26 protein-coding genes and 1 tRNA gene are annotated in these 23,431 nt (G+C 66.0%); 17 read left to right on the forward strand and 10 right to left on the reverse strand.

From position 1 onward, the window contains the following. The first annotated feature begins 60 nt into the window (after window positions 1-60). Both HPA01S_RS07140 and ugpQ read left to right on the forward strand, forming a co-directional pair. Window positions 61-1,065 carry a sn-glycerol-3-phosphate import ATP-binding protein UgpC gene (locus HPA01S_RS07140; RefSeq protein ID WP_066268295.1) on the forward strand — a complete coding sequence of 335 codons (1,005 nt, stop codon included), beginning with the start codon at window positions 61-63 and terminating at the stop codon, window positions 1,063-1,065. A gap of 20 nt (window positions 1,066-1,085) precedes the next feature. Next, the gene (gene ugpQ, locus HPA01S_RS07145) at window positions 1,086-1,823 is read left to right on the forward strand and encodes a glycerophosphodiester phosphodiesterase (RefSeq protein ID WP_245638590.1); all 738 of its coding nucleotides are present in this window, start codon (window positions 1,086-1,088) and stop codon (window positions 1,821-1,823) included. 16 nt (window positions 1,824-1,839) lie between these two features. Here ugpQ and HPA01S_RS07150 read toward each other — a convergent pair whose 3' ends face one another. Continuing rightward, a complete protein-coding gene (locus HPA01S_RS07150) occupies window positions 1,840-2,109 on the reverse strand; it encodes a hypothetical protein (protein ID WP_066268297.1) in 270 nt (89 codons plus the stop codon). Window positions 2,110-2,157: 48 nt separating this feature from the next. On the opposite strand from HPA01S_RS07150, the gene hemA reads away from it, so the two are divergent. The 5 genes from hemA to HPA01S_RS07175 all read left to right on the forward strand — a co-directional run bounded on the left by hemA (window position 2,158) and on the right by HPA01S_RS07175 (window position 7,049). Continuing rightward, window positions 2,158-3,459, forward strand: a complete 1,302-nt coding sequence (gene hemA / locus HPA01S_RS07155; RefSeq protein ID WP_066268299.1) for a glutamyl-tRNA reductase — start codon at window positions 2,158-2,160, stop codon at window positions 3,457-3,459. 72 nt (window positions 3,460-3,531) lie between these two features. After that, window positions 3,532-4,614, forward strand: a complete 1,083-nt coding sequence (prfA, locus tag HPA01S_RS07160; protein ID WP_066268301.1) for a peptide chain release factor 1 — start codon at window positions 3,532-3,534, stop codon at window positions 4,612-4,614. Then, the gene (gene prmC, locus HPA01S_RS07165; protein ID WP_066268303.1) at window positions 4,611-5,486 is read left to right on the forward strand and encodes a peptide chain release factor N(5)-glutamine methyltransferase; all 876 of its coding nucleotides are present in this window, start codon (window positions 4,611-4,613) and stop codon (window positions 5,484-5,486) included. The genes prfA and prmC overlap by 4 nt, the downstream gene beginning before the upstream one ends. Window positions 5,487-5,538: 52 nt before the next feature. Next, window positions 5,539-5,862 (forward strand): Grx4 family monothiol glutaredoxin, encoded by a 324-nt coding sequence (grxD, locus tag HPA01S_RS07170; RefSeq protein ID WP_066268305.1) that lies wholly within the window; start codon window positions 5,539-5,541, stop codon window positions 5,860-5,862. Between the two features lie 182 nt (window positions 5,863-6,044). Then, window positions 6,045-7,049: an AAA family ATPase gene (locus HPA01S_RS07175; RefSeq protein ID WP_066268307.1), complete on the forward strand. Its 1,005-nt coding sequence runs from the start codon at window positions 6,045-6,047 to the stop codon at window positions 7,047-7,049. Between the two features lie 10 nt (window positions 7,050-7,059). Here HPA01S_RS07175 and HPA01S_RS07180 read toward each other — a convergent pair whose 3' ends face one another. Both HPA01S_RS07180 and HPA01S_RS07185 read right to left on the reverse strand, forming a co-directional pair. After that, a complete protein-coding gene (locus tag HPA01S_RS07180; RefSeq protein WP_066268309.1) occupies window positions 7,060-7,689 on the reverse strand; it encodes a lytic transglycosylase domain-containing protein in 630 nt (209 codons plus the stop codon). Then, the gene (locus HPA01S_RS07185; RefSeq protein WP_066268311.1) at window positions 7,686-9,431 is read right to left on the reverse strand and encodes a proline--tRNA ligase; all 1,746 of its coding nucleotides are present in this window, start codon (window positions 9,429-9,431) and stop codon (window positions 7,686-7,688) included. The genes HPA01S_RS07180 and HPA01S_RS07185 overlap by 4 nt, the downstream gene beginning before the upstream one ends. 179 nt (window positions 9,432-9,610) lie before the next feature. On the opposite strand from HPA01S_RS07185, the gene HPA01S_RS07190 reads away from it, so the two are divergent. Together HPA01S_RS07190 and HPA01S_RS07195 are read left to right on the forward strand one after the other, a co-directional pair. Further along, window positions 9,611-10,258, forward strand: a complete 648-nt coding sequence (locus HPA01S_RS07190) for an RNA pyrophosphohydrolase (protein ID WP_066268313.1) — start codon at window positions 9,611-9,613, stop codon at window positions 10,256-10,258. Next, window positions 10,255-10,788 (forward strand): CNP1-like family protein, encoded by a 534-nt coding sequence (locus HPA01S_RS07195; protein ID WP_066268316.1) that lies wholly within the window; start codon window positions 10,255-10,257, stop codon window positions 10,786-10,788. Before HPA01S_RS07190 ends, HPA01S_RS07195 begins: the two co-directional genes overlap by 4 nt. A 19-nt stretch (window positions 10,789-10,807) precedes the next feature. Here the strand turns inward: HPA01S_RS07195 and proB are convergent, their stop codons facing one another. The 4 genes from proB to rplU form a co-directional block, all read right to left on the reverse strand. Continuing rightward, window positions 10,808-11,989, reverse strand: coding sequence for a glutamate 5-kinase (gene proB, locus HPA01S_RS07200; RefSeq protein ID WP_084360519.1), 1,182 nt, complete (start codon window positions 11,987-11,989; stop codon window positions 10,808-10,810). Between the two features lie 18 nt (window positions 11,990-12,007). Beyond that, the gene (cgtA, locus tag HPA01S_RS07205; protein WP_066268318.1) at window positions 12,008-13,081 is read right to left on the reverse strand and encodes an Obg family GTPase CgtA; all 1,074 of its coding nucleotides are present in this window, start codon (window positions 13,079-13,081) and stop codon (window positions 12,008-12,010) included. Between the two features lie 143 nt (window positions 13,082-13,224). Next, entirely contained in the window at window positions 13,225-13,482 is a 258-nt protein-coding gene (rpmA, locus tag HPA01S_RS07210) for a 50S ribosomal protein L27 (RefSeq protein ID WP_066268319.1), read from the reverse strand. Between the two features lie 13 nt (window positions 13,483-13,495). Then, window positions 13,496-13,807 carry a 50S ribosomal protein L21 gene (rplU, locus tag HPA01S_RS07215; protein WP_066268323.1) on the reverse strand — a complete coding sequence of 104 codons (312 nt, stop codon included), beginning with the start codon at window positions 13,805-13,807 and terminating at the stop codon, window positions 13,496-13,498. A 275-nt stretch (window positions 13,808-14,082) separates the two neighbouring features. On the opposite strand from rplU, the gene HPA01S_RS07220 reads away from it, so the two are divergent. The 8 genes from HPA01S_RS07220 (at window position 14,083) to HPA01S_RS07255 (ending at window position 20,778) form a co-directional block, all read left to right on the forward strand. Then, window positions 14,083-15,012: a polyprenyl synthetase family protein gene (locus tag HPA01S_RS07220; protein ID WP_066268325.1), complete on the forward strand. Its 930-nt coding sequence runs from the start codon at window positions 14,083-14,085 to the stop codon at window positions 15,010-15,012. A 47-nt stretch (window positions 15,013-15,059) separates the two neighbouring features. Continuing rightward, a tRNA-Pro gene (locus HPA01S_RS07225) sits at window positions 15,060-15,136 on the forward strand. Window positions 15,137-15,295: 159 nt separating this feature from the next. Next, window positions 15,296-17,029, forward strand: a complete 1,734-nt coding sequence (pilB, locus tag HPA01S_RS07230) for a type IV-A pilus assembly ATPase PilB (RefSeq protein WP_066268327.1) — start codon at window positions 15,296-15,298, stop codon at window positions 17,027-17,029. 32 nt (window positions 17,030-17,061) lie between these two features. Beyond that, entirely contained in the window at window positions 17,062-18,279 is a 1,218-nt protein-coding gene (locus HPA01S_RS07235) for a type II secretion system F family protein (protein ID WP_066268330.1), read from the forward strand. Next, entirely contained in the window at window positions 18,279-19,160 is an 882-nt protein-coding gene (locus HPA01S_RS07240) for a prepilin peptidase (RefSeq protein ID WP_084360521.1), read from the forward strand. Before HPA01S_RS07235 ends, HPA01S_RS07240 begins: the two co-directional genes overlap by 1 nt. Beyond that, complete coding sequence (gene coaE / locus HPA01S_RS23020) at window positions 19,157-19,768, forward strand: dephospho-CoA kinase (RefSeq protein WP_245638591.1); 612 nt, start codon at window positions 19,157-19,159, stop codon at window positions 19,766-19,768. Before HPA01S_RS07240 ends, coaE begins: the two co-directional genes overlap by 4 nt. A gap of 43 nt (window positions 19,769-19,811) precedes the next feature. Further along, the gene (gene zapD / locus HPA01S_RS07250; protein ID WP_066268333.1) at window positions 19,812-20,567 is read left to right on the forward strand and encodes a cell division protein ZapD; all 756 of its coding nucleotides are present in this window, start codon (window positions 19,812-19,814) and stop codon (window positions 20,565-20,567) included. Window position 20,568: 1 nt separating this feature from the next. Then, a complete protein-coding gene (locus HPA01S_RS07255) occupies window positions 20,569-20,778 on the forward strand; it encodes a DNA gyrase inhibitor YacG (RefSeq protein ID WP_066268335.1) in 210 nt (69 codons plus the stop codon). Window positions 20,779-20,814: 36 nt separating this feature from the next. On the opposite strand, the gene HPA01S_RS07260 is transcribed toward HPA01S_RS07255, so the two are convergent. From HPA01S_RS07260 to argJ, 3 genes are read right to left on the reverse strand one after another with little or no spacing between them, the layout of a single operon-like run. Further along, window positions 20,815-21,279: an NUDIX domain-containing protein gene (locus HPA01S_RS07260; RefSeq protein ID WP_066268337.1), complete on the reverse strand. Its 465-nt coding sequence runs from the start codon at window positions 21,277-21,279 to the stop codon at window positions 20,815-20,817. Next, a complete protein-coding gene (locus HPA01S_RS07265; protein WP_066268339.1) occupies window positions 21,276-22,157 on the reverse strand; it encodes an ATP-binding protein in 882 nt (293 codons plus the stop codon). Before HPA01S_RS07265 ends, HPA01S_RS07260 begins: the two co-directional genes overlap by 4 nt. Then, window positions 22,154-23,401, reverse strand: a complete 1,248-nt coding sequence (gene argJ / locus HPA01S_RS07270; RefSeq protein WP_066268341.1) for a bifunctional glutamate N-acetyltransferase/amino-acid acetyltransferase ArgJ — start codon at window positions 23,399-23,401, stop codon at window positions 22,154-22,156. Before argJ ends, HPA01S_RS07265 begins: the two co-directional genes overlap by 4 nt. Window positions 23,402-23,431: the final 30 nt, after the last annotated feature.

Here is a 23,431-nt window from a genome sequence, read left to right on the forward strand (position 1 = left end):
TCCAACACGTGGCGGGCCACCCCCGCCGCCCCGACCCCATACAGACATCAAGAAGCGGCCATGGCATCACTCTCCCTTCGCAACATCGTCAAGCGCTACGGCATCGGCTCCAAGGCCGTCCAAGTGATCCACGGCGTCAACGCCGAAGTCAAGGACGGCGAATTCGTCGTCATCGTCGGCCCCTCGGGCTGCGGCAAGTCCACCCTGCTGCGCATGGTGGCGGGGCTGGAAGAAATCTCCGGTGGTGAACTGCGCATCGGCGACCGCGTGGTCAACGACCTGGAACCGGCCCAGCGCGACATCGCCATGGTGTTCCAGAACTACGCGCTGTACCCGCACATGACGAACTTCGAGAACATGGCCTACGGCCTGAAGATCGCCAAGGTGCCCAAGGAAGAGATCCAGGCGCGCGTGGACAAGGCCGCCAAGATCCTGGAGCTTGGCCATCTGCTGCAGCGCAAGCCTCGTGAGCTCTCGGGCGGCCAGCGCCAGCGCGTGGCCATGGGCCGCGCCATCGTGCGCCAGCCGCAGGTGTTCCTGTTCGACGAACCGCTCTCCAACCTGGACGCCAAGCTGCGCGCGCAGACCCGGCTGGAAATCCAGAAGCTGCACCGCGAACTGGGCATCACCTCGTTGTTCGTCACGCACGACCAGGTTGAGGCCATGACGCTGGCCGAACGCATGATCGTGATGAACGCCGGCAACATGGAGCAGTTCGGCACGCCCGAAGAGGTGTACTCGCGCCCGGCCACCACCTTCGTCGCCAGCTTCATCGGCTCGCCGCCCATGAACCTGCTGAAGAACGCACCGGGCGGCCGGCCCGGCAGCATCCTCGGCATCCGGCCCGAACACCTCGACGTGGGCGACAGCGGCTGGGCGCTGCAGGTCGAGACGGTGGAGCTGCTTGGTGCCGAACGCCTGGTGCACGCGCGCCTGGGCGACGAGATGCTGATCATCCGCACCCACGAAGACCAGGGCGCGCCCGCCATCGGCAGCACCATCCACGCCCAGCCACGCGAAGACCGGCTGCACTGGTTCGACGCGCAGACCGGCCAGCGGCAATGACCGGGAGCGTGGGGGCTCGCATGCCGTGGCCGTATCCGCGCTGGATCGCCCACCGCGGCGCCGGCAAGCTGGCGCCCGAGAACACCCTGGCCGCGTTCCGCCTCGGCGCAGCGCACGGCTACCGCATGTACGAGTGCGACGCCAAGCTCAGCGCCGACGGCGTGGTCTTCCTGCTGCACGACAGCGAGCTGGAACGCACCAGCAACGGCCACGGCACCGCGGGCGAACAGCCCTGGCACGCACTGAGCCAGCTCGACGCCGGTGGCTGGCACTCGCGCGCCTTCGCCGGTGAACCGCTGGCCACGCTGGAGGCGGTGGCCCGCCATTGCCAGGCCCACCGCCACTGGCTGAACATCGAGATCAAGCCCACGCCGGGCAGCGAGCTGCGCACCGGCCGGGCCGTTGCCGAGGCCACGGCCCGGCTCTGGGCACAGGATGCGGCGCACACGCCCTTGTTGACCTCGTTCCAGACCGAAGCCCTGCAAGGCGCACAGCAAACCGCCCCGCTGCTACCGCGCGGGCTCTTGCTCGACACCTTGTGGGAGGGCTGGCGCGACGCGGCGGTGTCGCTGGGTTGTGTGGCCGTCATCTGCAACCACAAGCTCTGGGACGCGGCCACCGTCGCCCAGGCGCGTGAGGCCGGCCTGCGTTGCCTGTCCTACACCGTGAACGACGCTGCCACCGCGCAGCGCCTGCTGGATCTGGGCCTGGACGGCATCATCACCGACCGCATCGACCTGTTCCCGCCCGAAGGCTGAACCACGCGTTCAGCGCTCAGCGCTTGCGGTGCAGCCACCAGGCCAGCGTGCCCTGCACCAGCACCAGGGCCGCGTAGGTGGCCATCTTGCCGTCGCGGTCGAACAGCACCAGGCCGCCCAGCAACACCACCACCCCGGCCACCACCAGCATGAAGGCCTCCAGGCCGGCACCCGGTGCGGCCCGCCCGGCGCGGCGCAGGCGCGGCACGGTCCAGAGCAGCAAGGCGATGAAAACGGCCGGTGCAACGAAGCCCGCGAGGTGCCCGAAGAAGGCCAAAAACGTCATTGAAAACGGGTGTCGGCGACCATAAGGGTTCAATTTTATAATCACGCCATGTCTGTCTGGACCCTCGGCATCAACCACAACACGGCTCCGCTCGATCTGCGGGGCCGTTTTGCGTTCGCGATCGACCAGATCCAGCCCACTTTGAACGGCTATCGGCAAAGCCTGGCGCGCCAGCCCGAGGCCACTTTGTTGTCCACCTGCAACCGCACCGAGCTGTACGGCGCGGGCGATCAGGCCGCGGTGGACCCCACGCTCGAATGGCTGGCCCAGACCGGTGGCGTGAGCAGCGCGGTGCTGCGCGACCACGCCTACGTGCTGCGCGACGACGAGGCCGCGCGCCACGCCTTCCGCGTCGCCAGCGGCCTGGACAGCATGGTGCTGGGCGAGGCGCAGATCCTGGGCCAGATGAAGGACGCGGTGCGCGCCGCCAGCGACGCCGGCGCCCTGGGCACCACCTTGCACCAGTTGTTCCAGCGCTCCTTTGCCGTCGCCAAGGAAGTGCGCAGCTCGACCGAGATCGGCGCCCACTCCATCAGCATGACCGCCGCCGCCGTGCGCCTGGCCTCGCAGCTGTTCGAAGACCTGCGCGACATCAAGGTGCTGTTCGTGGGCGCGGGCGAGATGATCGAACTCGCCGCTACCCACTTCGCGGCCAAGACGCCCAAGGCCATGGCCATCGCCAACCGCACGCTGGAGCGCGGCGAAAAACTCGCCAGCCGCTTCGGCGCACAGGTGATGCGGCTGGCCGACGTGCCGGACCGCCTGCACGAATTCGACGCCATCGTCAGCTGCACCGCCAGCACCCTGCCCATCATCGGCCTGGGTGCCGTGGAGCGTGCGCTGAAGAAACGCCGCCACCGCCCCTTCTTCATGGTCGACCTGGCGGTGCCGCGCGACATCGAGGCCGAGGTCAAGGCCCTGCCCGACGTCTACCTCTACACCGTGGACGACCTGGCCACCGTGGTGCAGACCGGCAAGGACCACCGCCAGGCCGCCGTGGCCCAGGCCGAGGCCATCATCGACGCCGGCGTGCTGAGCTTCATGCACTGGATGGAGCAACGCGACCCATCCCACGGCGTGGTGCCGCTGATCCAGCAGATCAACGCCCAGGCCGCCGAATGGCGCGCCATCGAGATGGCGCGCGCGCGCCGCCTGCTGGCCAAGGGCGAGCCGGTGGAAGCCGTGCTCGAAGCCCTCTCGCGCGGCCTCACGCAGAAGATGCTGCACGGCACCCTGGCCGAGCTGCACACCGGTGACAGCGCATCGCGCGCCGCCACGGCGCAGACCGTCTCGCGCCTCTTCCTGCGCGACGAACCCCTGAAAAACCGGCGCGGCAACGCACCCAACTAGCGGCCCTGGCCACACCCCGGCGCCGGCGTTGGCACGCCCGCGCCGGCGTGGCCGGCCCCGCAACACCCGCACATGAAAACCTTCGTCCGCGACACCCTGATGCGTCAGCGCGCCCGGCTGCACGAGCTCGACGCCCTGCTCTCAGCGCCCGACGTGGTGGACCAGATGGAGCGCTTTCGCGCCCTCAGCCGCGAGCACGCCGAGGTCTCCAGCGTGGTCGAGGTGTTCAACCGTTTCCTGCAGCGCGAGGCCGATCTGGCCGCCGCGCATGAGCTGCTGCCCGATGCCGACATGGCCGAGATGGCGCAGGAAGAAATCACCAGCGCCAGCGCCGACCTGGAACAGCTCGACGTCGAACTGCAGCACCTGCTGCTGCCCAAAGACCCGGACGACGAGCGCAACGCCTTCGTGGAAATCCGCGCCGGCACCGGCGGTGACGAATCGGCCCTGTTCGCCGGCGACCTGGCGCGGCTGTACACCCGCTACGCCGAACGGCAGCGCTGGCAGGTCGAAACCGTGAGCGAGTCGCCCAGCGAACTCGGCGGCTACAAGGAAGTGGTGCTGCGCATCGCCGGCCCGGGCGCCTACGGGCGGCTGCGCTTCGAGTCTGGCGGCCACCGGGTGCAGCGTGTGCCCGTCACCGAAACCCAGGGCCGCATCCACACCAGCGCCGCCACCGTGGCCGTGATGCCCGAGCCCGATGAAACCGAGGCCATCAAGCTCAACCCGAGCGAGCTGCGCATCGACACCTACCGCGCCAGCGGAGCCGGTGGCCAGCACATCAACAAGACCGACTCCGCCGTGCGCGTGACCCACCTGCCCACCGGCATCACCGCCGAATGCCAGGACGGCCGCAGCCAGCACAGCAACAAGGCCAAGGCGCTGCAGGTGCTGACCGCGCGCCTGCAGGAAAAAGACCGCAGCGAACGCGCCGCCGCCGAAGCCGCCACGCGCAAAGGCCTGATCGGCAGCGGCGACCGCAGCGACCGCATCCGCACCTACAACTTCCCGCAGGGCCGGCTGACCGACCACCGCATCAACCTCACGCTCTACAAGGTGCTGCAGGTGATGGAGGGCGATCTGGACGAGGTCATCCACGCGTTGCAGGTGGCGCGCGGCACCGAGCTGCTGGCCGAACTGGAAAGAAACGCATGATCCCCCCAGCGCTTCCTCCCGGCGGGGAGTCGCGCCCCGTGACGCTGCAGGACGCGCTTCAACAGGCCGCGGCGGCGGGCATCGACCGCACCGACGCACGCATGCTGCTGCTGCTCGCCCTGCAGCGAGACCCGCACGACCGCGCCTGGCTGCTGGCACATGAAAGCGACCCTTTGCCGGCCGACGCAGCCACGCGGCTGGACACCCTGGTGCAACGCCGCCAGCGCGGTGAGCCCATGGCCTACCTGCGCGGTGACCAGGAGTTCTTCGGCCTCACGCTGCGGGTGGACCCGCGCGTGCTGGTGCCCCGCCCCGACACCGAAACCCTGGTGCACTGGGCGCTTGACTTGCTGGACACCCTGCCCGGCGCGGCCACGGTGCTCGACCTGGGCACCGGCAGCGGTGCCATCGCACTCGCACTCAAGGCGCAGCGCCCGGGCCACCCGGTCTGCGCCACCGACGCCAGCGCCGCGGCGCTGGCCGTGGCCCAGGCCAACGCTGCGCGCCTGGGCCTGGCGGTGGAGTTCCAGGCCGGCCACTGGCTGGCGGCGGTGCCGGGCCGGCGCTTTGACCTCATCGTCAGCAACCCGCCCTACATTGCCGAGGGCGACCACCACCTGCCCGCGCTGGCCCACGAACCGACGTCGGCCCTCACCGCCGGTACCGACGGGCTGGACGACATCCGCGCCCTCGTGGCCGGCGCACCGGCCGCCCTGCAGCCGGGCGGCTGGCTGCTGCTGGAACACGGCCACGACCAGGCCCCTGCCGTGCGCCGCCTGCTGAGCACGGCCGGCTTCGCCCACATCGGCAGCCGCGCCGACCTCGCGGGCATTGAACGCTGCAGCGGAGGCCAATGGCCGCAACAGCGATAATGTGGGCCGTTCCCGGGTCAGCCGGATCCCCACGCCGAAGGAGCTTTTCGTCATGAGCGACGCACAAAACCGCATTGACCAACTCGTCAAATCCCACGACATCGTGCTGTTCATGAAGGGCAGCGCGAGCTTTCCCATGTGCGGCTTTTCCGGTCGCGCCATCCAGATCCTCAAGGCCTGCGGCGTCGAAACCCGAACGCTGGCCACCGTCAACGTGCTCGAAGACGATGGCATCCGCCAGGGCATCAAGGAATACAGCAACTGGCCGACCATTCCGCAGCTCTACGTCAAGGGCGAGTTCGTCGGCGGCTCGGACATCATGATGGAGATGTACCAGTCGGGCGAACTGCAGCAGGTCATCAACGGCCAGGCCTGAGCCGGCCGTTCTCCTGCCCGCCAACAGCCACCTTCGGGTGGCTGTTTTGTTGTCGGCCTGCGCCTTTTCACACACCCGGGGCCGGTGCCTTCATTTGCGGTCGCTTTGCGGCCTTGTTCGGCTTGGTCATCCGGCACGTCCTGTGCTTGAATGAAAGCGTCGCCGCAACCAAGGAGAACCGCATGAGCTCACGCAGCCTGGTCGCTTCACCCGCCCTCGGCCTGCCCATCGCCCAGATGCGCAGCGTGTTCAGCGCCGACGATGTCGAACGCAAGCTGGCCCTTCTGCAAGCCAGCGGCAACGAGCGCGAACACGAAAGCCTGCGCAACACCTGGCAGCGCATGCTGGAACGCGGCCCACAACGCTTCGCCGTCAAACCCTCCAGCGTGCCCGACATGGCACCGCTCTACGACCTGCTGCCCAACTTCGGCGAGGTGCTCGACGACGTGAAGCGCCACGTCGCCCTGAGCCAGGACAGCCGGGACAGCCTGGAAGTCACACCCATCCTGCTGCTGGGCCCGCCGGGCGTGGGCAAGACCCACTTCGCGCGCCAGCTCGCCGACCTGCTGGGCACCGGCATGAGCCTGGTGCCGATGAGCTCCATGACGGCGGGCTGGCTGCTGTCGGGTTCGTCCTCGCAATGGAAGGGCGCCAAACCCGGCAAGGTGTTCGAGGCCCTGGTCGATGGCCAGTACGCCAACCCGGTGATCGTGGTCGACGAAATCGACAAGGCCGCGGCCGACGCGCAGTACGACCCGCTGGGCGCGCTCTACAGCCTGCTGGAACACGACACGGCGCAGAGCTTCATTGACGAGTTCGCCGAGGTGCCGATCGACGCCAGCCAGGTGATCTGGGTCACCACCGCCAACGACGAGCGCGCGATCCCCGAGCCCATCATGAACCGCATGAACGTCTACGAGATCGCACCACCTTCGCCGGAGGCCGCGCGCAAGATCGCCGCGCACCTGTACCGCGGCATCCTGGGCGAACACGACTGGGGCCAACGCTTCGAGCCCGAACCACCGGCCGATGTGCTGGACCTGCTGGCCACGCTGGCGCCGCGCGAAATGCGGCGCGCGTTGTTGACGGCGTTTGGCAATGCCCGGCTGGACCAGCGTTACCGCGTCGAACCCGACGACCTGCCGCGCCACGGCGCGGGCAAGGGCCGCATCGGCTTCCTGCAGTGAGGGGCCGGTTTCAGGCGTCGGGGTGCGCCCAGGCCTTGGCCGCCGCGTAGACCGCGTTCGGGTACTCGGCGCGCCCGCGGCTGCCGTTGTAGCGGCCGAGCGCGAGAAAGGTGTCGCCGCGTTCGCGGTCCAGGTAGTGGCGCAGGATCACGCAGCCAAAGCGCAGGTTGGTCTGCATGTTGAACAGGCGACTGGCATCGCCGTCGCCGATCAGGCGCGACCAGAACGGCATGATCTGCATGTAGCCGCGCGCACCCACGCGCGAAATAGCGAACTTGCGGAACGCGCTCTCCACCTGCACCAGGCCCAGCACCATCGTGGTGTCCAGGCCGGCGCGCCGCGTTTCGTACCAGAGGGTCTGGAGAAACTCGATGCGGGTCTGGAAGTCGGGTTTGCGGCGCTGCAGCTTGTCGCTGCTGGCACCCAGCCAGCGCAGGTAGGCCAGGCGGCGCTCCAGTTGGGCGAACTCGGGCACCGGCGGCGCGCTGTTGGCGATTGCGGCACTCAAGGCACCACGCACCGAATCGGCGAGCGGTTCTTCCAGTTGCCCGCCCGCGTGCGCCAGTCCGGGCAGCGCGCCAAGGCCCAGCGAGCCAGCGGCCAGCAGGCAGTCGCGGCGCGACCAGGCCTGCAAACTCATGCCGCCAGCTTGCCCTTCAGCAGCGCCACCACCTCGCCCACGGCCACCTGCGTGGCGGCCGCATCGCGGCGGTGCTGGTACTCCAGCTGGCCGGCCTTCAAGCCACGGTCGCCAATCGTCACACGGTGCGGCACGCCGATCAGTTCCCAGTCGGCAAACATGGCGCCCGGGCGTTCGCCACGGTCGTCCAGAATCACGTCCACACCCGCCGCCAGCAGTTCGGCATAGAGCTGCTCGGCCGCAGCCTTCACTTCCGGGCTGCGGTCCATGCCGATCGGGCAGACCACCACCGTGAACGGGGCAATCGCGTCGGGCCAGATGATGCCGCGCTCGTCGTGGTTCTGCTCGATGGCCGCGGCCGGCAGGCGCGTGATGCCGATGCCGTAACAACCCATCTGGAAAAACGCCGGTTTACCGTCTTCACCCAGGAAAGTGGCATTCATCGCCTCGCTGTACTTGGTGCCGAGGTAGAACACATGGCCGACCTCGATACCGCGCTCGATCGCCAGCAGGCCCTGGCCGTCGGGCGACGCGTCGCCTTCGACCACGTTGCGCAGGTCGGCCACCAGCTCGGGCTCGGGCAGGTCGCGGCCCCAGTTCACGCCGGTCATGTGGAAGTCGGCCTCGTTGGCGCCGCAGATCCAGTCGGCCAGCACCGCCACTTCGCGGTCCACCACCAGCTTGAGCGGCTTCTTCAGGCCGATCGGGCCCAGGTAACCCGGCTTGCAGCCGAAGTGTTCGTCGATCTCGGCCGCGGTGGCGAAGCGGAAGCCCACGTCCAGACCCGGCACCTTGGAGACCTTGACTTCGTTCATGTCGTGGTCGCCACGCAGCAGCAGCAGCCAGACCTGGCTCTGGACCACTTCACCGGCCTCGTTGAGTTCGTCGGTGGCCAGCACCAGCGACTTCACCGTGGTGGCCAGCGGCACGCCCAGCAGGGTGGCGACATCGGCGCAGGTGCTCTTGCCCGGTGTCGGCGTCTTTGCCATGGCATTGGCCGCACCCGGGCGCGGGCCGGCCGGCGCCAGGGCCTCGGCCTTTTCCATGTTGGCTGCGTATTCGCTGGCCGGGCTGTAGACGATGGCGTCTTCACCGGTGGCAGCAATCACCTGGAACTCTTCGCTCAGGTCGCCACCGATGGCGCCGCTGTCGGCCGCCACCGCGCGGTAACGCAGGCCGAAACGGTCGAAGATGCGGCGGTAGGCTGCCGCCATGCCCTGGTAACTCACCTTGGCCGCCGCCTCGTCGCGGTCGAAGCTGTAGGCGTCCTTCATGATGAACTCACGCCCACGCATCAGGCCGAAACGTGGCCGGCGTTCGTCGCGGAACTTGGTCTGGATCTGGTACAGGTTCTTGGGCAACTGCTTGTAGCTGCGGAAGTCCTGGCGCGCGATGTCGGTCACCACCTCTTCGCTGGTGGGCTGCACCACGAAATTGCGTTCGTGCCGATCCTGGATGCGCAGCAACTCGGGGCCCATCTTCTCGAAGCGCCCGGTTTCCTGCCAGAGCTCGGCCGGCTGGATCACCGGCATCGTCAGCTCCACCGAGCCGGCGCGGTTCATCTCTTCGCGCACGATGGCCTCCACCTTGCGAATCACGCGCAGCCCCATGGGCATGCAGCTGTAGATGCCGGCGCCAAGCTTCTTGATCATGCCGGCGCGGGTCATCAGCTGGTGGCTGACCACTTCCGCGTCCGCGGGTGCTTCCTTGAGGGTGGAAATCAGGAACTGAGATGCTTTCATGGGCGCGCGGGAGTTCTGCCAGGTGGTGGCGTGACAAACGGAGGTTGGGGACCGGTGCCGCGGCCACACCCGCAAACGGATCGGCCTTCTGCACCCGGAATTGCTACAGGTGTGTGATCACTTCGCAACTCGCGCTGCGCGATGCATAATGAACACAGTTTAAAAAATTGAGGTTGATTATGCTTGACAGAGAAGGCTTCAGGCCCAATGTCGGCATCATTCTGCTCAACCAGCGAAACCAGGTGTTCTGGGGCAAACGCATACGCTCACACTCCTGGCAATTTCCGCAAGGTGGCATCGACCGGGGCGAGACACCTGAGCAGGCGATGTACCGCGAGTTGCATGAGGAAGTGGGTCTCATGCCCGAGCACGTGAGCATCGTGGCCCGCACGCGCGACTGGTTGCGTTACGAAGTGCCGGACCGCTTCATCCGCCGTGATGCCCGTGGCCACTACAAAGGCCAGAAACAGATCTGGTACCTGCTGCGCCTGGTCGCACAGGACTGGAACTTGAACCTGCGCGCCACCAGCCACCCCGAGTTCGACGCCTGGCGCTGGCACGACTACTGGGTGCCACTGGACGTGGTGGTCGAGTTCAAGCGCGGCGTCTATGAAATGGCGCTGACCGAACTCGCCCGCTACCTGCCTCGGCACGACAGCCGCAACCGCCACCTGCGCGGCGGCGTTCGCCACCAACCCGCCGAAGGCATGAGCAAGCCCCCTGCGCTGGCGTGCGGCATGCCGCCCGGACTGGAGTTGCCACCCGGCGCCAGTTTTGATCCCGACCCGCAGAGCGCCACGCGCACTGCGCACAACGAGCCCAAATGACCTCTGTTGCCCTTCGGGGGCTGCGACACCTGCCGGTCGCTGCCTTCCTGTTTTCATCCCTGCTGGTGGGCGCTGCGGCCCATGCCCAGTACCGCGACGCTGAAGAAAAAACCTGGACCGAAGCCGAGGCGCCTCTCCCGGCAAGCTTCAACACGGACAACCTGCAGCCCTTCGACGTGTCGGTCAACTCAGCCCTGCGTTACGGCATTGATCCCGCGACCCTGTCTGTCGGCACCGATGGCGTGGTGCGTTACGTGCTGGTCGCGCGCAGCAGCAGCGGTGCGCTCAACGCGCTGTACCAGGGCGTGCGCTGTGAGACCGCCGAGTACAAGACCTATGGCCGCTGGGACAACCAGTCCAGCTGGAACACCAGCGACAAGGACGGATGGCGACCTCTTTCGTTCAGCGGTCCCAGCCGCCCGGCCATGATGCTGGCACAAGGTGGCATCTGCGACGGCCGCACCATCAATGGCAGCGCGCAGAAGATTCTCACCGCCCTGAAGAAGGGCCCCTCCAGCCAGCAGCACTGAGAGCCGTGCGCGCGCGTGCTCAGGTGCGCGCCAGCACCAGGTTGTCGCGGTGGATCATTTCGTGTTCGGCGACGTAACCGAGCAGGCGCTCGAAGTCGCTCGAAGACTTGCGGCACAGCAGGCGCGCCTCGCTGCTTGCGTAGTTGGCCAGGCCACGCGCCACCTCCAGGCCACGCGCATCACGCACGGCGATCACATCACCGCGTGAGAAATCGCCCTCGACACCGGTCATGCCGATCGGCAGCAGGCTCTTGCCTTCGCGCACGATCTTGCCCACCGCGCCGTCGTCCACCACCACCGCACCACGCAGCTGCAGGTGGTCGGATATCCAGCGCTTGCGCGCCTGGTTCTTGGGCGTCCGGGCCACCAGACACGTGCCGATGGCCTCGCCCTGCACCAGCCGCAACAACACCTGCGGCTCACGGCCCCAGGCGATGACGGTGGAGGCGCCCGAACCGGCGGCCCGCTTGGCGGCCAGGATCTTGGTGATCATGCCGCCCTTGCCAATGCCACTGCCGGCGCCGCCAGCCATGGCTTCCAGGCGTGGATCACCAGCACGCGCCACGTGCACGAACTCGGCCGCCGGGTCGCGCCGCGGGTCGGCGGTGAACAAGCCCTTCTGGTCGGTCAGGATCACCAGCACATCGGCTTCGACCAGGTTGGCGACCAGGGCACCCAGGGTGTCGTTGTCACCGAACTTGATCTCGTCGTTGACCACGGTGTCGTTTTCGTTGATCACCGGCACCACGCCCAAACCGAGCAGGGTCAGCAGGGTCGAGCGTGCGTTGAGGTAACGCTCGCGATCGGCCAGGTCGGCGTGCGTCAGCAGCACCTGGGCACTGCCCACGCCGCAGCCGCGCAGCTTGCTCTCATACATCTGCACCAGGCCCATCTGGCCCACGGCCGCGGCCGCCTGCAGCTCGTTGATCTCTTTCGGCCGCACGGCCCAGCCCAGGCGCTTCATGCCCTCAGCCACCGCGCCGCTGCTGACCATGATCACCTCGCGCCCCTGCTGCACCAGCGCAGCCAGCTGCTCGCTCCACTGGCCGATGGCCTCTTCGTCCAGGCCCCGCCCGTCGTTGGTCACCAGGCTGGAGCCCACCTTGACCACAATGCGCCGCGCGTTCTTGAACACGGCCTGAGGGTCCGTGCCACTCGAATTCTTCGCGATGTCAGTCGGTGCGAGGGAGGCGCTGTCCATGGGCAGTTGGGATAAAAGTCAAAGAGGGTCGGCGCCAGCGGCGAAGCGCGGATCCACTTCAACCGGCTCCTGCTGCGATTGGTGCACCTGCGCGACGTGCTGGTAGATCTTCTGCACCAACAACTCGCAGCCTTCGCGTGTGAGCGCGGAAATCTCGAACAACGGGCCCTTGTACCGGAGGCGTTTCACGATGTCCTTGACGCGCGCCTCACGCTCCTCGGCCGGCACCATGTCGAGCTTGTTCAGCACCAGCCAGCGGGGCTTGTCATACAGCTTCTGGTCGAACTTCTTCAGCTCGGCCACGATGGCCTTGGCCTGCGCGACGGGGTCAACGCCTTCGTCAAACGGCGCCACGTCCACGATGTGCAGCAACAGGCGCGTGCGCTGCAGATGGCGCAGGAACTGATGGCCCAGGCCCGCGCCTTCAGACGCACCTTCGATCAGGCCCGGCACATCGGCGACGACAAAACTTTTCTCCGGCGCCACGCGCACCACGCCCAGGTTGGGGTGCAAGGTGGTGAACGGGTAGTCGGCGATCTTCGGCCGCGCATTCGAGATGGCGGCAATCAGCGTCGATTTGCCCGCGTTGGGCATGCCCAGAAGGCCCACGTCGGCCAACACCTTGAGCTCGAGCTTGAGCGTGCGCTTTTCACCCGGCCAGCCCGGCGTCTTCTGACGCGGCGCGCGGTTGGTCGAGCTCTTGTAATGCATGTTGCCGAAGCCGCCGTCGCCACCCTTGGCAATCGTCACCTGCTCGCCCGGCTGCAGCAGCTCGTGCAAGACCTCGCCGGTTTCGGCGTCAGCAATGATGGTGCCCACCGGCATCTTGAGCACGATGTCGTCGCCCTTGACACCGAACATGTCGGAGCCCTTGCCGTGCTCGCCGCGGTGCGCCTCGAAACGGCGCGTGAAGCGGAAATCCACCAGGGTGTTCAGGCTGGCATCGGCCACGGCGAACACATGCCCGCCACGCCCGCCATCTCCGCCGTCGGGCCCGCCGAACTCCTTGTACTTCTCATGCCGGAACGATGCGCAGCCGTTGCCGCCATCGCCGGCGGCGACATCGATCGTGGCCTCGTCCACAAATTTCATGACATGCTTTCCAGGAAAAGAATCCAGCAAGGATTAAAAACCAAACAAAAAAGCCCGCACAAGCGGGCCTTTTGCATTCGACACAGCAACTGTGCCGTCTTGCGTGAGGCCAACACTCAAGCGGCCCCGACGCAGTGCCCGATTCAAACGGGCGTGATGCTCACGACCTGGCGGTTCAGTGCACCCTTGAACGAGAACGTCACGTGACCATCGGTCGTGGCGAAAATCGTGTGGTCCTTGCCCAGACCGACGTTGAGGCCGGGGTGGAACTTGGTGCCACGCTGACGCACGATGATCGAGCCTGCGCTCACCAGTTCGCCGCCAAACGCTTTCACGCCGAGCATCTTGGGCTTGGAATCGCGCCCGTTTCGCGTTGAGCCGCCGCCTTTTTTCTGTGCCATTTTGAGTTACTCCTCAGCCTGCGATCGACGCAATCTGCAGCTCGGTGAAATTCTGACGATGCCCTTGGCGCTTCTGGTAGTGCTTGCGACGGCGCATCTTGAAGATGCTGACCTTCTCGTGCCTGCCATGGGCCAACACCGTGACCGTGACCGTTGCGCCGGAAACCAAGGGAGTGCCAACCTTGATCTCGGTGCCGTTGCCGACAGCCAGAACCTGGTCAAACACGATCTCTTGGCCCACATCCGCAGCAATCTGTTCTACTTTAATTTTTTCGCCAGCAGCAACACGATACTGTTTGCCACCGGTTTTTATGACCGCGTACATATGAACCTCTTGTAAAAATTCCACGAATGGAAACCCGGCGGACCCAATTCCACCGAGCCCAAGAGTTTAGCATGTGCCTACAGATTCAGCAAACTCCGCTAAAACACCATCCTGGATGGCCTGCGCGGGCCTGCACATCTCCCCAGCGAAGCGACGTCTTTGGTCCGGTTTCTATAATCGCGGGCCAATCCCTCTTGTCACCTGCTCCAGCACCACCTACCTTGACCACACACGATGCACGACCCGTCAGCCCGCTGGAGCTGATACAGCCCGACATGCAGCAGGTGGACCAGGTCATCGGCGAGCGGCTCACCACCGAAGTGCCCCTGGTGCGGGAAGTGGCCCAATACATCATCTCGGCAGGCGGCAAACGCCTGCGACCCGCCCTGCTGCTGCTGGTCTGCGGTGCCATCAACAACCAGAGCCCGGCTCGCCACACACTGGCCGCCGTGGTGGAGTTCATCCACACCGCCACCTTGCTGCACGACGATGTGGTCGACGAGTCCACGCTACGGCGCGGCCGGGAAACGGCCAACGAGCGTTTCGGCAATGCCGCCAGCGTCCTGGTCGGCGATTTCCTGTATTCCCGCGCGTTTCAGATGATGGTCGACATCAACAACATGCGCGTGATGCAGGTGCTGTCGGATGCGACCAACGTCATTGCCGAAGGCGAGGTGCTTCAGCTGATGAACATGCACGACGCATCCATCGACGAGGCCACCTACCTGCGCGTGATCCGGTCCAAGACCGCCAAGCTGTTCGAGGCCAGCGCCCGTCTCGCCCCCATCCTGGGCGGGGCCGATGAGCGCACCGAAATGCTGTGCGCCGAATACGGACAAGCCCTGGGCACGGCATTTCAGGTGATCGACGATGTACTGGACTATGAAGGCGATGCCGAAGCGCTCGGCAAGAACCTCGGCGATGACTTGCGTGAAGGCAAGGTGACCCTGCCGATCATCTGCGCCCTGCGCGCCGGCTCAGAAGCGCAGAAGACACTGATCCGCCAAGCGATTGAAGATGGGGACTTGTCGCACCTCGAAGCCATTCGCGACATCATTGTGCAAACGGGTGCTCTGGACACGGCACGGGTGAGTGCACACGCCGAGGCTCAGCGTGCGATCGACGTGGCAAGGCAGTTGCCGGTCAATGCCTACAGCGCGGCTTTGATACAATTGGCGGCTGGTCTGCTGGAGCGACGCTCCTGAGCAGCCAGCGGCGGTCCACGACCGCCATGATGGACCCAAGGGTCTTTCGGGGTGTAGCTTAGCCAGGTAGAGCGCTACGTTCGGGACGTAGAGGCCGGAGGTTCGAATCCTCTCACCCCGACCAGATTACTTTTTCAGCAGCGACCGTTCAGGGCTGCAACGCGTCCGTTCATTTGGATTCGCGTCCTGGATACAACGTCGTGCGCGGAAGAATCGGGTATTTCAGCACGCATTGCCTCAATACTGTCGGGCAAGTCGTTGATTTACGATAGATTACATGCCTATGGCGTCTGTCGAAACCGCTCCACAAGAGACACGTTCCATGGCCTTGCCGGGCTTGGGCCGTGCGCTGGTGTCCGCTGGCAAGCTGGACCAGAAGGCCGCTGAAGATCTCTACCGCAAGGCGCAAAGCGGCCGCACGAGCTTCATTGCCGAACTGACGGGCTCCGGCGCCGTCTCCGCATCGGACCTCGCGCACACCATGTCGGTGGCGTTCGCCGCTCCGCTGCTGGATCTGGACGCGATCGACGTGCAGCGGTTGCCTGCTGGCTTGCTCGACCCCAAGATATGCGCCGACTACCGCATCGTTGTGCTGAGCAAGCGCAACAACCGACTCATGGTCGCCACGGCAGACCCAGCGGACCAGCAGGCGGCCGAAAAAATCAAGTTCGCGACGCAGATGGGCGTTGACTGGGTGATTGCGGAGTACGACAAGCTCAGCAAGCTGGTCGACACGCAGACCTCCAGTGTCAACGACACCATGGACAACATCATCGGTGGCGACTTCGAATTCGACGAGGTCGCCACCGACACCTCGATCAACGACACGGCAGACAAGGCGTCGGAAGTCGATGATGCGCCGGTGGTCAAGTTCCTGCACAAGATGTTGATCGACGCGTTCAACATGCGCGCATCGGACCTGCACTTCGAACCTTACGAACACAACTACCGCGTGCGCTTCCGGGTCGACGGTGAGCTGCGCGAGATTGCCTCGCCACCGATCGCTATCAAGGACAAGCTGGCCTCCCGCATCAAGGTGATCTCGCGCATGGACATCTCCGAGAAGCGTGTGCCCCAGGACGGGCGCATGAAGCTCAAGATCGGGCCGGAACGGGTGATCGACTTCCGGGTGAGCACCCTGCCCACACTGTTCGGCGAAAAGATCGTGATCCGTATCCTGGATCCGAGCAGCGCCAAGGTGGGCATCGACGCACTGGGCTACGAGCCGGAGGAAAAAGAACGCCTGATGAGTGCCATCAGCCGTCCCTATGGCATGGTGCTGGTCACCGGCCCCACCGGCTCTGGCAAAACAGTTTCGCTGTACACCTGCCTGAACATCCTCAACAAGCCCGGCATCAACATTTCCACCGCGGAAGATCCGTCGGAAATCAACCTGCCGGGTGTCAACCAGGTCAACGTCAACGAGAAGGCCGGCCTCACCTTTGCCGCCGCGCTCAAGGCGTTCCTGCGCCAGGATCCTGACGTGATCATGGTGGGCGAAATCCGCGACCTGGAGACGGCCGACATTTCCATCAAGGCCGCACAGACCGGCCACATGGTGCTGTCGACACTGCACACCAACGACGCGCCCACCACGTTGACGCGCATGATGAACATGGGCATTCCCACGTTCAACATCGCCTCCAGCGTGATCCTGATCACGGCCCAGCGGCTGGCCAGACGCCTGTGCGGAACCTGCAAGGCACCGCTGGACGTGCCCCGCAAGGCCCTGGTGGACGCCGGATTCAAGCCCGAAGACCTCGACGGCACCTGGACACCCTACAAACCCGTGGGCTGCTCGGCCTGCAACAACGGCTACAAGGGCCGCGTCGGCATCTATCAGGTGATGCCCATTTCGGAAGAGATCCAGCGCATCATCCTGCGCGGCGGCAGCGCGCTGGACATTGCGCAGCAAGCCGGCAAAGAGGGTGTTCGCACCTTGCGCGAATCCGGCCTGCTCAAGGTCAAGCTGGGCATGACTTCACTGGAAGAAGTGCTCAGCGTGACCAACGAGTGAGCGCGCCGTAGACACCAGCCTCAGGGGACACCATGGCCACCGCAGTATCGAAAAACGCCAAAGAACTTGTCTTCGAATGGGAGGGCAAGGACCGCAACGGCAAGACCGTGCGCGGTGAAACCCGCGCCGCCGGTGAGAACCAGGTGCTGGCGGCCCTGCGGCGTCAGGGCATCGTGCCGGGCAAGGTGAAGAAGCGCCGAATGAGTTCGGGCAAGCGCATCAAGCCCAAGGACATCGCCATCTTCACGCGTCAGCTGGCCACCATGATGAAGGCCGGTGTGCCGCTGCTGCAAGCTTTCGACATCGTGGGCAGGGGCAACCCCAACCCCAACGTGACCCGGCTGCTGAACGACATCCGCACCGATGTGGAAACCGGCACCTCGCTGAGTTCTGCGTTTCGCAAGCACCCGTTGTACTTCGACAGCCTGTACTGCAACCTGGTGGAGGCCGGTGAGGCGGCCGGTATTCTGGAAGAGTTGCTGGACCGCCTGGCGACTTACATGGAGAAGACCGAGGCGCTGAAGTCCAAGATCAAGTCAGCCTTGATGTACCCCATCGCCGTGATCATCGTGGCTTTCGTGGTGGTCGCAGTGATCATGATTTTCGTGATCCCGTCCTTCAAGCAGGTGTTCGAATCCTTCGGCGCCGACCTGCCGGCTCCCACGCTTTTCGTGATCGCCATGAGCGAGTTTTTCACCGAGTACTGGTGGCTGATCTTCGGTGGCCTTGGTGGAGGGTTTTATTTTTTCATGCAGGCTTGGAAGCGCAACGAAAAAGTGCAGCGCTTCATGGACCGCATTCTCCTGAAGCTGCCGATCTTCGGTGTGCTGATTGAAAAGTCCGTGGTGGCCCGCTGGACGCGCACCCTTTCCACCATGTTTGCGGCCGGCGTGCCGCTGGTGGAGGCGCTTGATTCAGTCGGCGGCGCCTCGGGTAACTCGGTCTACGCCATCGCAACCGAGAAGATCCAGCAGGAAGTGTCCACCGGCACCAGCCTGACCAACGCCATGACCAACGCCAACATCTTCCCCTCCATGGTGCTGCAGATGTGCGCCATCGGCGAGGAATCGGGCTCGATCGACCACATGCTGGGCAAGGCCGCCGACTTCTATGAAGCCGAGGTCGATGACATGGTGGCGGGCATCTCCAGCCTGATGGAGCCCATCATCATCGTGGTGCTCGGCACCGTGATCGGTGGCATCGTGGTCTCCATGTACCTGCCTATCTTCAAGCTGGGTCAGGTGGTTTGATGCTGGAAGCGAGTGTGCCGGCAGCGGCGCTGCTGGGCCTGCTCGGCCTGTTGGTGGGCAGCTTTCTGAATGTGGTGATCCACCGATTGCCCCGGATGATGGAGATGCGCTGGGCGGCCGAGTGTGCCGAACTGCAGCAGTCTGCGGCAACGCCCTCATCCCCCACCCCTGAGTCGGCTGATGCCGCGCCCGAAGCGGCCACTTTCAACCTCATGGTGCCGCGCTCCCGTTGCCCGCATTGCGGCCACCAGATCCGTTGGTTCGAGAACATTCCCGTGCTCAGCTACGCCGCCCTGCGGGGCCGTTGCAGCCAGTGCGCGGCATCGATCAGCCTGCGTTACCCGGCGGTGGAGCTGGTCACCGCGGCCCTGTTTGCCTGGTGCGGCGCGCACTGGGGCCTGAGCCTGGAGGCCCTGGCCTGGTGCGGCTTCTCGGCCGCGATCCTGGCCTTGGCGGGCATCGACTGGGACACCACCCTGCTGCCCGACGACATCACGCTGCCATTGCTGTGGGCCGGCCTGTGTGCGGCCGGCCTGGGATGGATCGACACGCGCCTGCCCGACGCGCTCTGGGGCGCCGTCGCCGGCTACCTCTCGCTCTGGCTGGTGTACTGGGCCTTCAAGCTGGTCACAGGCAAGGAGGGCATGGGCTATGGCGACTTCAAGCTGTTCGCCGCGCTCGGTGCCTGGTTCGGCTGGCAGGCGCTGATCCCGGTGATCCTGATGGCCTCCCTGATCGGCGCGGTGATCGGCCTGCTCATCAAGTTCAACGGCCGTTTGCGCGAAGGCGGCTATGTGCCGTTCGGGCCGTTTCTCGCCCTGGCCGGCCTGACCGCCATGGTCTTCGGCCCGTCGGCCATTCTGGCCGCCATCGGCCTGTGAGCGTGCCCCTGCCCCGGCGTTGGCGGCTCGGCCTCACGGGTGGTATCGGCAGCGGCAAGAGCACCCTGGCGCGGCTGTTGCAGGCACGCGGCGCAGACCTGATCGATGCCGACGCGATTTCGCGCGCCAGCACGGCCGCCGGTGGTACGGCCATGCCGGTGATCGCCAGCACCTTCGGCCCCGACTTCGTCACAAGCGACGGCGCGCTGAACCGTCAGCGCATGCGTGAGCATGTGTTTTCGCAGCCGCAGGCGCGCCACACGCTGGAGCACATCGTGCACCCGCTGGTGGCCGCGGAAATCCAGCGCCAGGCGCGCGCGTCGTCAGCCCCCTGCCTGGTGTTCGATGTACCCTTGCTGGTGGAGTCTCCGCGCTGGCGGCCGCAGCTCGACCGTGTGCTGGTGGTCGACTGCTCAACGGCCACCCAGGTGCGCCGCGTGCAGGCCCGCAACGGCTGGGATGCGGCGGCCATCGACGCCGTGATGCGCAGCCAGAGCCCACGCGGCCCGCGCCTGGCCGCGGCCGACCTGGTGGTCTTCAACGACGTCGACGAACTCGCCCCGCTGGAGCGCGCCGCAGAGGCGCTCGCCAGGCGCTTCGGGCTATGATGAAGGCCCGCCCGCTGCCCCGTCCTGCGAAGCCCCCGCCGCCGTGATCCTGTACGACTACCCATTCAACGAACGCATTCGCACCTACCTGCGGCTTGAACAACTGTTCCGCCGCATGGTGGAACTGGTGCCGCGCAGCCACCCGCTGGACCACCACTATGCGATCCAGACGATCTTCGAGATCATGGACGTGGCAGCCCGCGCCGACATGAAGTCCGACGTGCTGAAGGATCTGGACCGGCACAAGCAGCAGCTCATCGGCTACCGCGGCAACCCGATGATTTCCGAGCAAGCGCTGGACGAGGTCATCCAGAGGCTGGAGGACTGCTTCACGCAGCTCAACCAGATGACGGGCAAAACGGGGCAGACGCTGACCGAGAACGACTGGCTGATGAGCATCCGCAGCCGCATCGGCATTCCGGGCGGCACCTGCGAATTCGACCTGCCCGCCTACTACCACTGGCAACACAACAGCGCGGAAGAGCGCCGGGCCGATCTGCACAGCTGGTCCCTGCCGCTGGCCCCGCTGGCCGAATCCATCGTGCAGCTGCTCAAGATGTTGCGCGAGTCGGGATCGCCCCAGAAGGTGGTGGCGCCAGGCGGGCAGTTCCAGTTGACTCTGCCCCAGGGCCGCAGCTTCCAGTTGCTGCGCCTGCGCATCGACCCGGCCACCGGCCTGATCCCCGAGATCAGCGGCAACCGGTTGATGCTCTCGGTACGCCTGATGCGCCATGGCGAAGACGACCGCCTGCACCCGGCGCAGGAAGACGCCGCTTTCGAGCTCACGCTCTGCGCCTGAGATGGCTGTGAGCAATCAACAAGCCGACGCTTCCGCGCGCACGGTGCGCTGCCCGCAGTGTGGCGGGCCCAGCGTGTACGCCCTGAGCAACGTCTACCGTCCGTTCTGCGGCGAACGCTGCAAGCAGATCGATCTGGGCGCCTGGGCCAACGAAGAGTTCAGCCTACCGGAAAAAGAAGGCCAGAGCGACCCTGGCTTCGAGCAGAGCTGAGCACACTTGGCAACGCCAGTTGCGTTGCCAGGCAGCTCAGGAAGACGCGGTGGCTTGTTCCGCCGCCAGCCACTCCAGCACCGGCACTGCGCCCGCCAGCACTGGCGAGCAGGTCACCGGCAGGCGTTGCCAGGCGGCTTGCTGGCCTTCGCGCATCTGCAATTCGCCGCGCCATTCGCGCACCTTGCAGAAATGCAGTCGCACCAGGCCGTGCGGGTAATCCACCACCGACTCTCTCCAGGGTTCTGCGGCACCGATGATCACGCCGAGCTCTTCGTCCAGTTCGCGTCGCAGCGCCTGTTCGACGGTTTCACCGGCTTCCAGCTTGCCGCCCGGAAACTCCCAATAGCCGGCGTACACCTTGCCGGTCGGGCGCGAGGTCAGCAGGAACTGGCCGTCCGGCGCGATCAACACGCCCACGGCCACTTCCACCACCGCACGATCGACCGGGCGGGGCTTTGCCGGGTCGGCATCGACCACCAACACAGGCGGCTGCGTCATGACCTTGTGGTGGCGTGGGTGCCCGCGTAGTCGCGCGCGAACTGGTAGGCCACGCGCCCGCTGCGCGATCCGCGCTCCAGCGCCCAGACCAAAGCCAGCGGCCGCGCGGTTTCGATGTCAGCCGCCGGCACGCCCAGGGACGACAGCCACTGCGCCACGATGGTGAGGTACTCCTCCTGGCTGAACGGGTAGAAGCTGACCCAGAGGCCGAACCGTTCGGAGAGCGAGATCTTCTCCTCCACCACCTCGCCCGGATGCACCTCGCCGTCGGCGGTGTGCGTGTAGCTGAGGTTTTCCTTCATGTACTCGGGCAGCAGGTGCCGGCGGTTGCTGGTCGCGTAGATCAGCACGTTCGGGCTCGCGGCGGTCACCGAGCCATCGAGGATGGACTTCAGCGCCTTGTAGCCCGGCTCACCGTCCTCGAAGCTGAGGTCGTCGCAGAACACGATGAAACGCTCGGGCCGGCCGGTCACCACTTCCATGATGTCGGGCAGGTCGACCAGATCGGACTTGTCGACCTCGATCAGGCGCAAGCCCTGCGGCGAGTACTCGTTGAGGCAGGCGCGCACCAGCGACGATTTGCCGGTGCCACGTGCGCCAGTCAGCAGCACGTTGTTGGACGGCAGGCCCTGCACGAACTGCAGCGTGTTGCGCTGGATCTTCTCTTTCTGCCCGTCGATTTCCTGCAAGTCGCTGAGCCGCATCGCGCCCACCTGCCGCACCGGTTCCAGTGCGCCATGGCCGCTGCTGCGCTTGCGGTAACGCCAGGCCACCGCCGCCGACCAGTCCGGCGCCGTCATGGGTTGCGGCAGCACCGCTTCGATGCGGGCGATGAGCTGCTCGGCGCGTTGCAGCAGGCGTTCGAAATGCTCGTTCATGAGCGGTAGTCGGCGTTGATGGTCACGTACTCGTGGCTGAAGTCGCAGGTCCACACGGTTTCGCTGGCCTTACCCCGGCCGAGGCCGATGCGCACCAGGATCTCGGCCTGCTTCATCACACGCTGACCGTCTTCTTCCTTGTAGTCCGGGTGGCGTCCGCCGGCTCGGACCACATGCACGTCACCCAGGTGCAGGTCGATGGTGTTCACGTCGAGGTCGCCAATGCCGGCGTAACCCACGGCCGCCAGGATGCGGCCCAGATTCGGGTCACTGGCGAAAAAGGCGGTCTTGACCAGCGGCGAGTGCGCAACGGCATAAGCCGCCTGCAGGCACTCTGCCGCGTTGCGCCCGCCCTCGACCTGGATGGTGATGAACTTGGTTGCGCCTTCACCATCGCGCACGATGGCATGCGCCAGCTGGCGCGCCACCGGCGTCAGCGCGGCCAGCAGGGCCTGGCCGGCCGGGCTTTCCAGATCGGTGACCGGGGTGTTGCCGGCGCGGCCGGTGGCGATGACCACAAACGAATCGTTGGTGCTGGTGTCACCGTCCACCGTGACGCGGTTGAACGAGGCGTCGGCCAGGCGGCGGGCGAGTTCGCCCAGCAGGGTCGGTGCGACGTTGGCGTCGGTGGCCAGGAAGCCCAGCATGGTGGCCATGTTGGGCCGGATCATGCCGGCGCCCTTGGCGATGCCGGTGGCACTGACCGGGCGGCCATCGAGCTCGAAGCGCTGGCTGCAGGCCTTGGGCAGCGTGTCGGTGGTCATGATGCCCTGGGCCGCGGACAGCCACTGCTCGCCGCTGTCGTGCTGCGCCTGGGCCGCGTCGGCCAGCGCCGCCGGCAGGCCGGCCAGCAGGCGGTCCAGCGGCAGCGGTTCCATGATCACGCCGGTGGAAAACGGCAGCACCTGTTCGTGGTCCAGGTCCAGCGAGCGGGCCAGTGCGTTGCAGGTCTGGCGCGCGTTGGCCAAGCCAGGCTCGCCGGTGCCGGCATTCGCGTTGCCGGTGTTGATCACCAGCGCACGCACCGCCTGCCCCGAGGCCAGGTGCTCGCGGCACACCTGCACCGGCGCGGCGGCATAACGGTTCTGCGTGAACACGGCGCCCACGGCGCTGCCTTCATCGAGCAGGAACACCGTGAGGTCCTTGCGATTGGCTTTGCGGATGCCCGCTTGCGCCACACCGATGCGCACGCCCGCGATGGGCAGCAGATCCTGGGCCAGGGGGGCGTTGAGTTGAACAGGCATGTGAACTCCGTGGAAGAACCGGGGGCGCCC

This window comes from Hydrogenophaga palleronii NBRC 102513, assembly GCF_001571225.1.
Classification (GTDB): Bacteria; Pseudomonadota; Gammaproteobacteria; order Burkholderiales; family Burkholderiaceae_C; genus Hydrogenophaga; species Hydrogenophaga palleronii.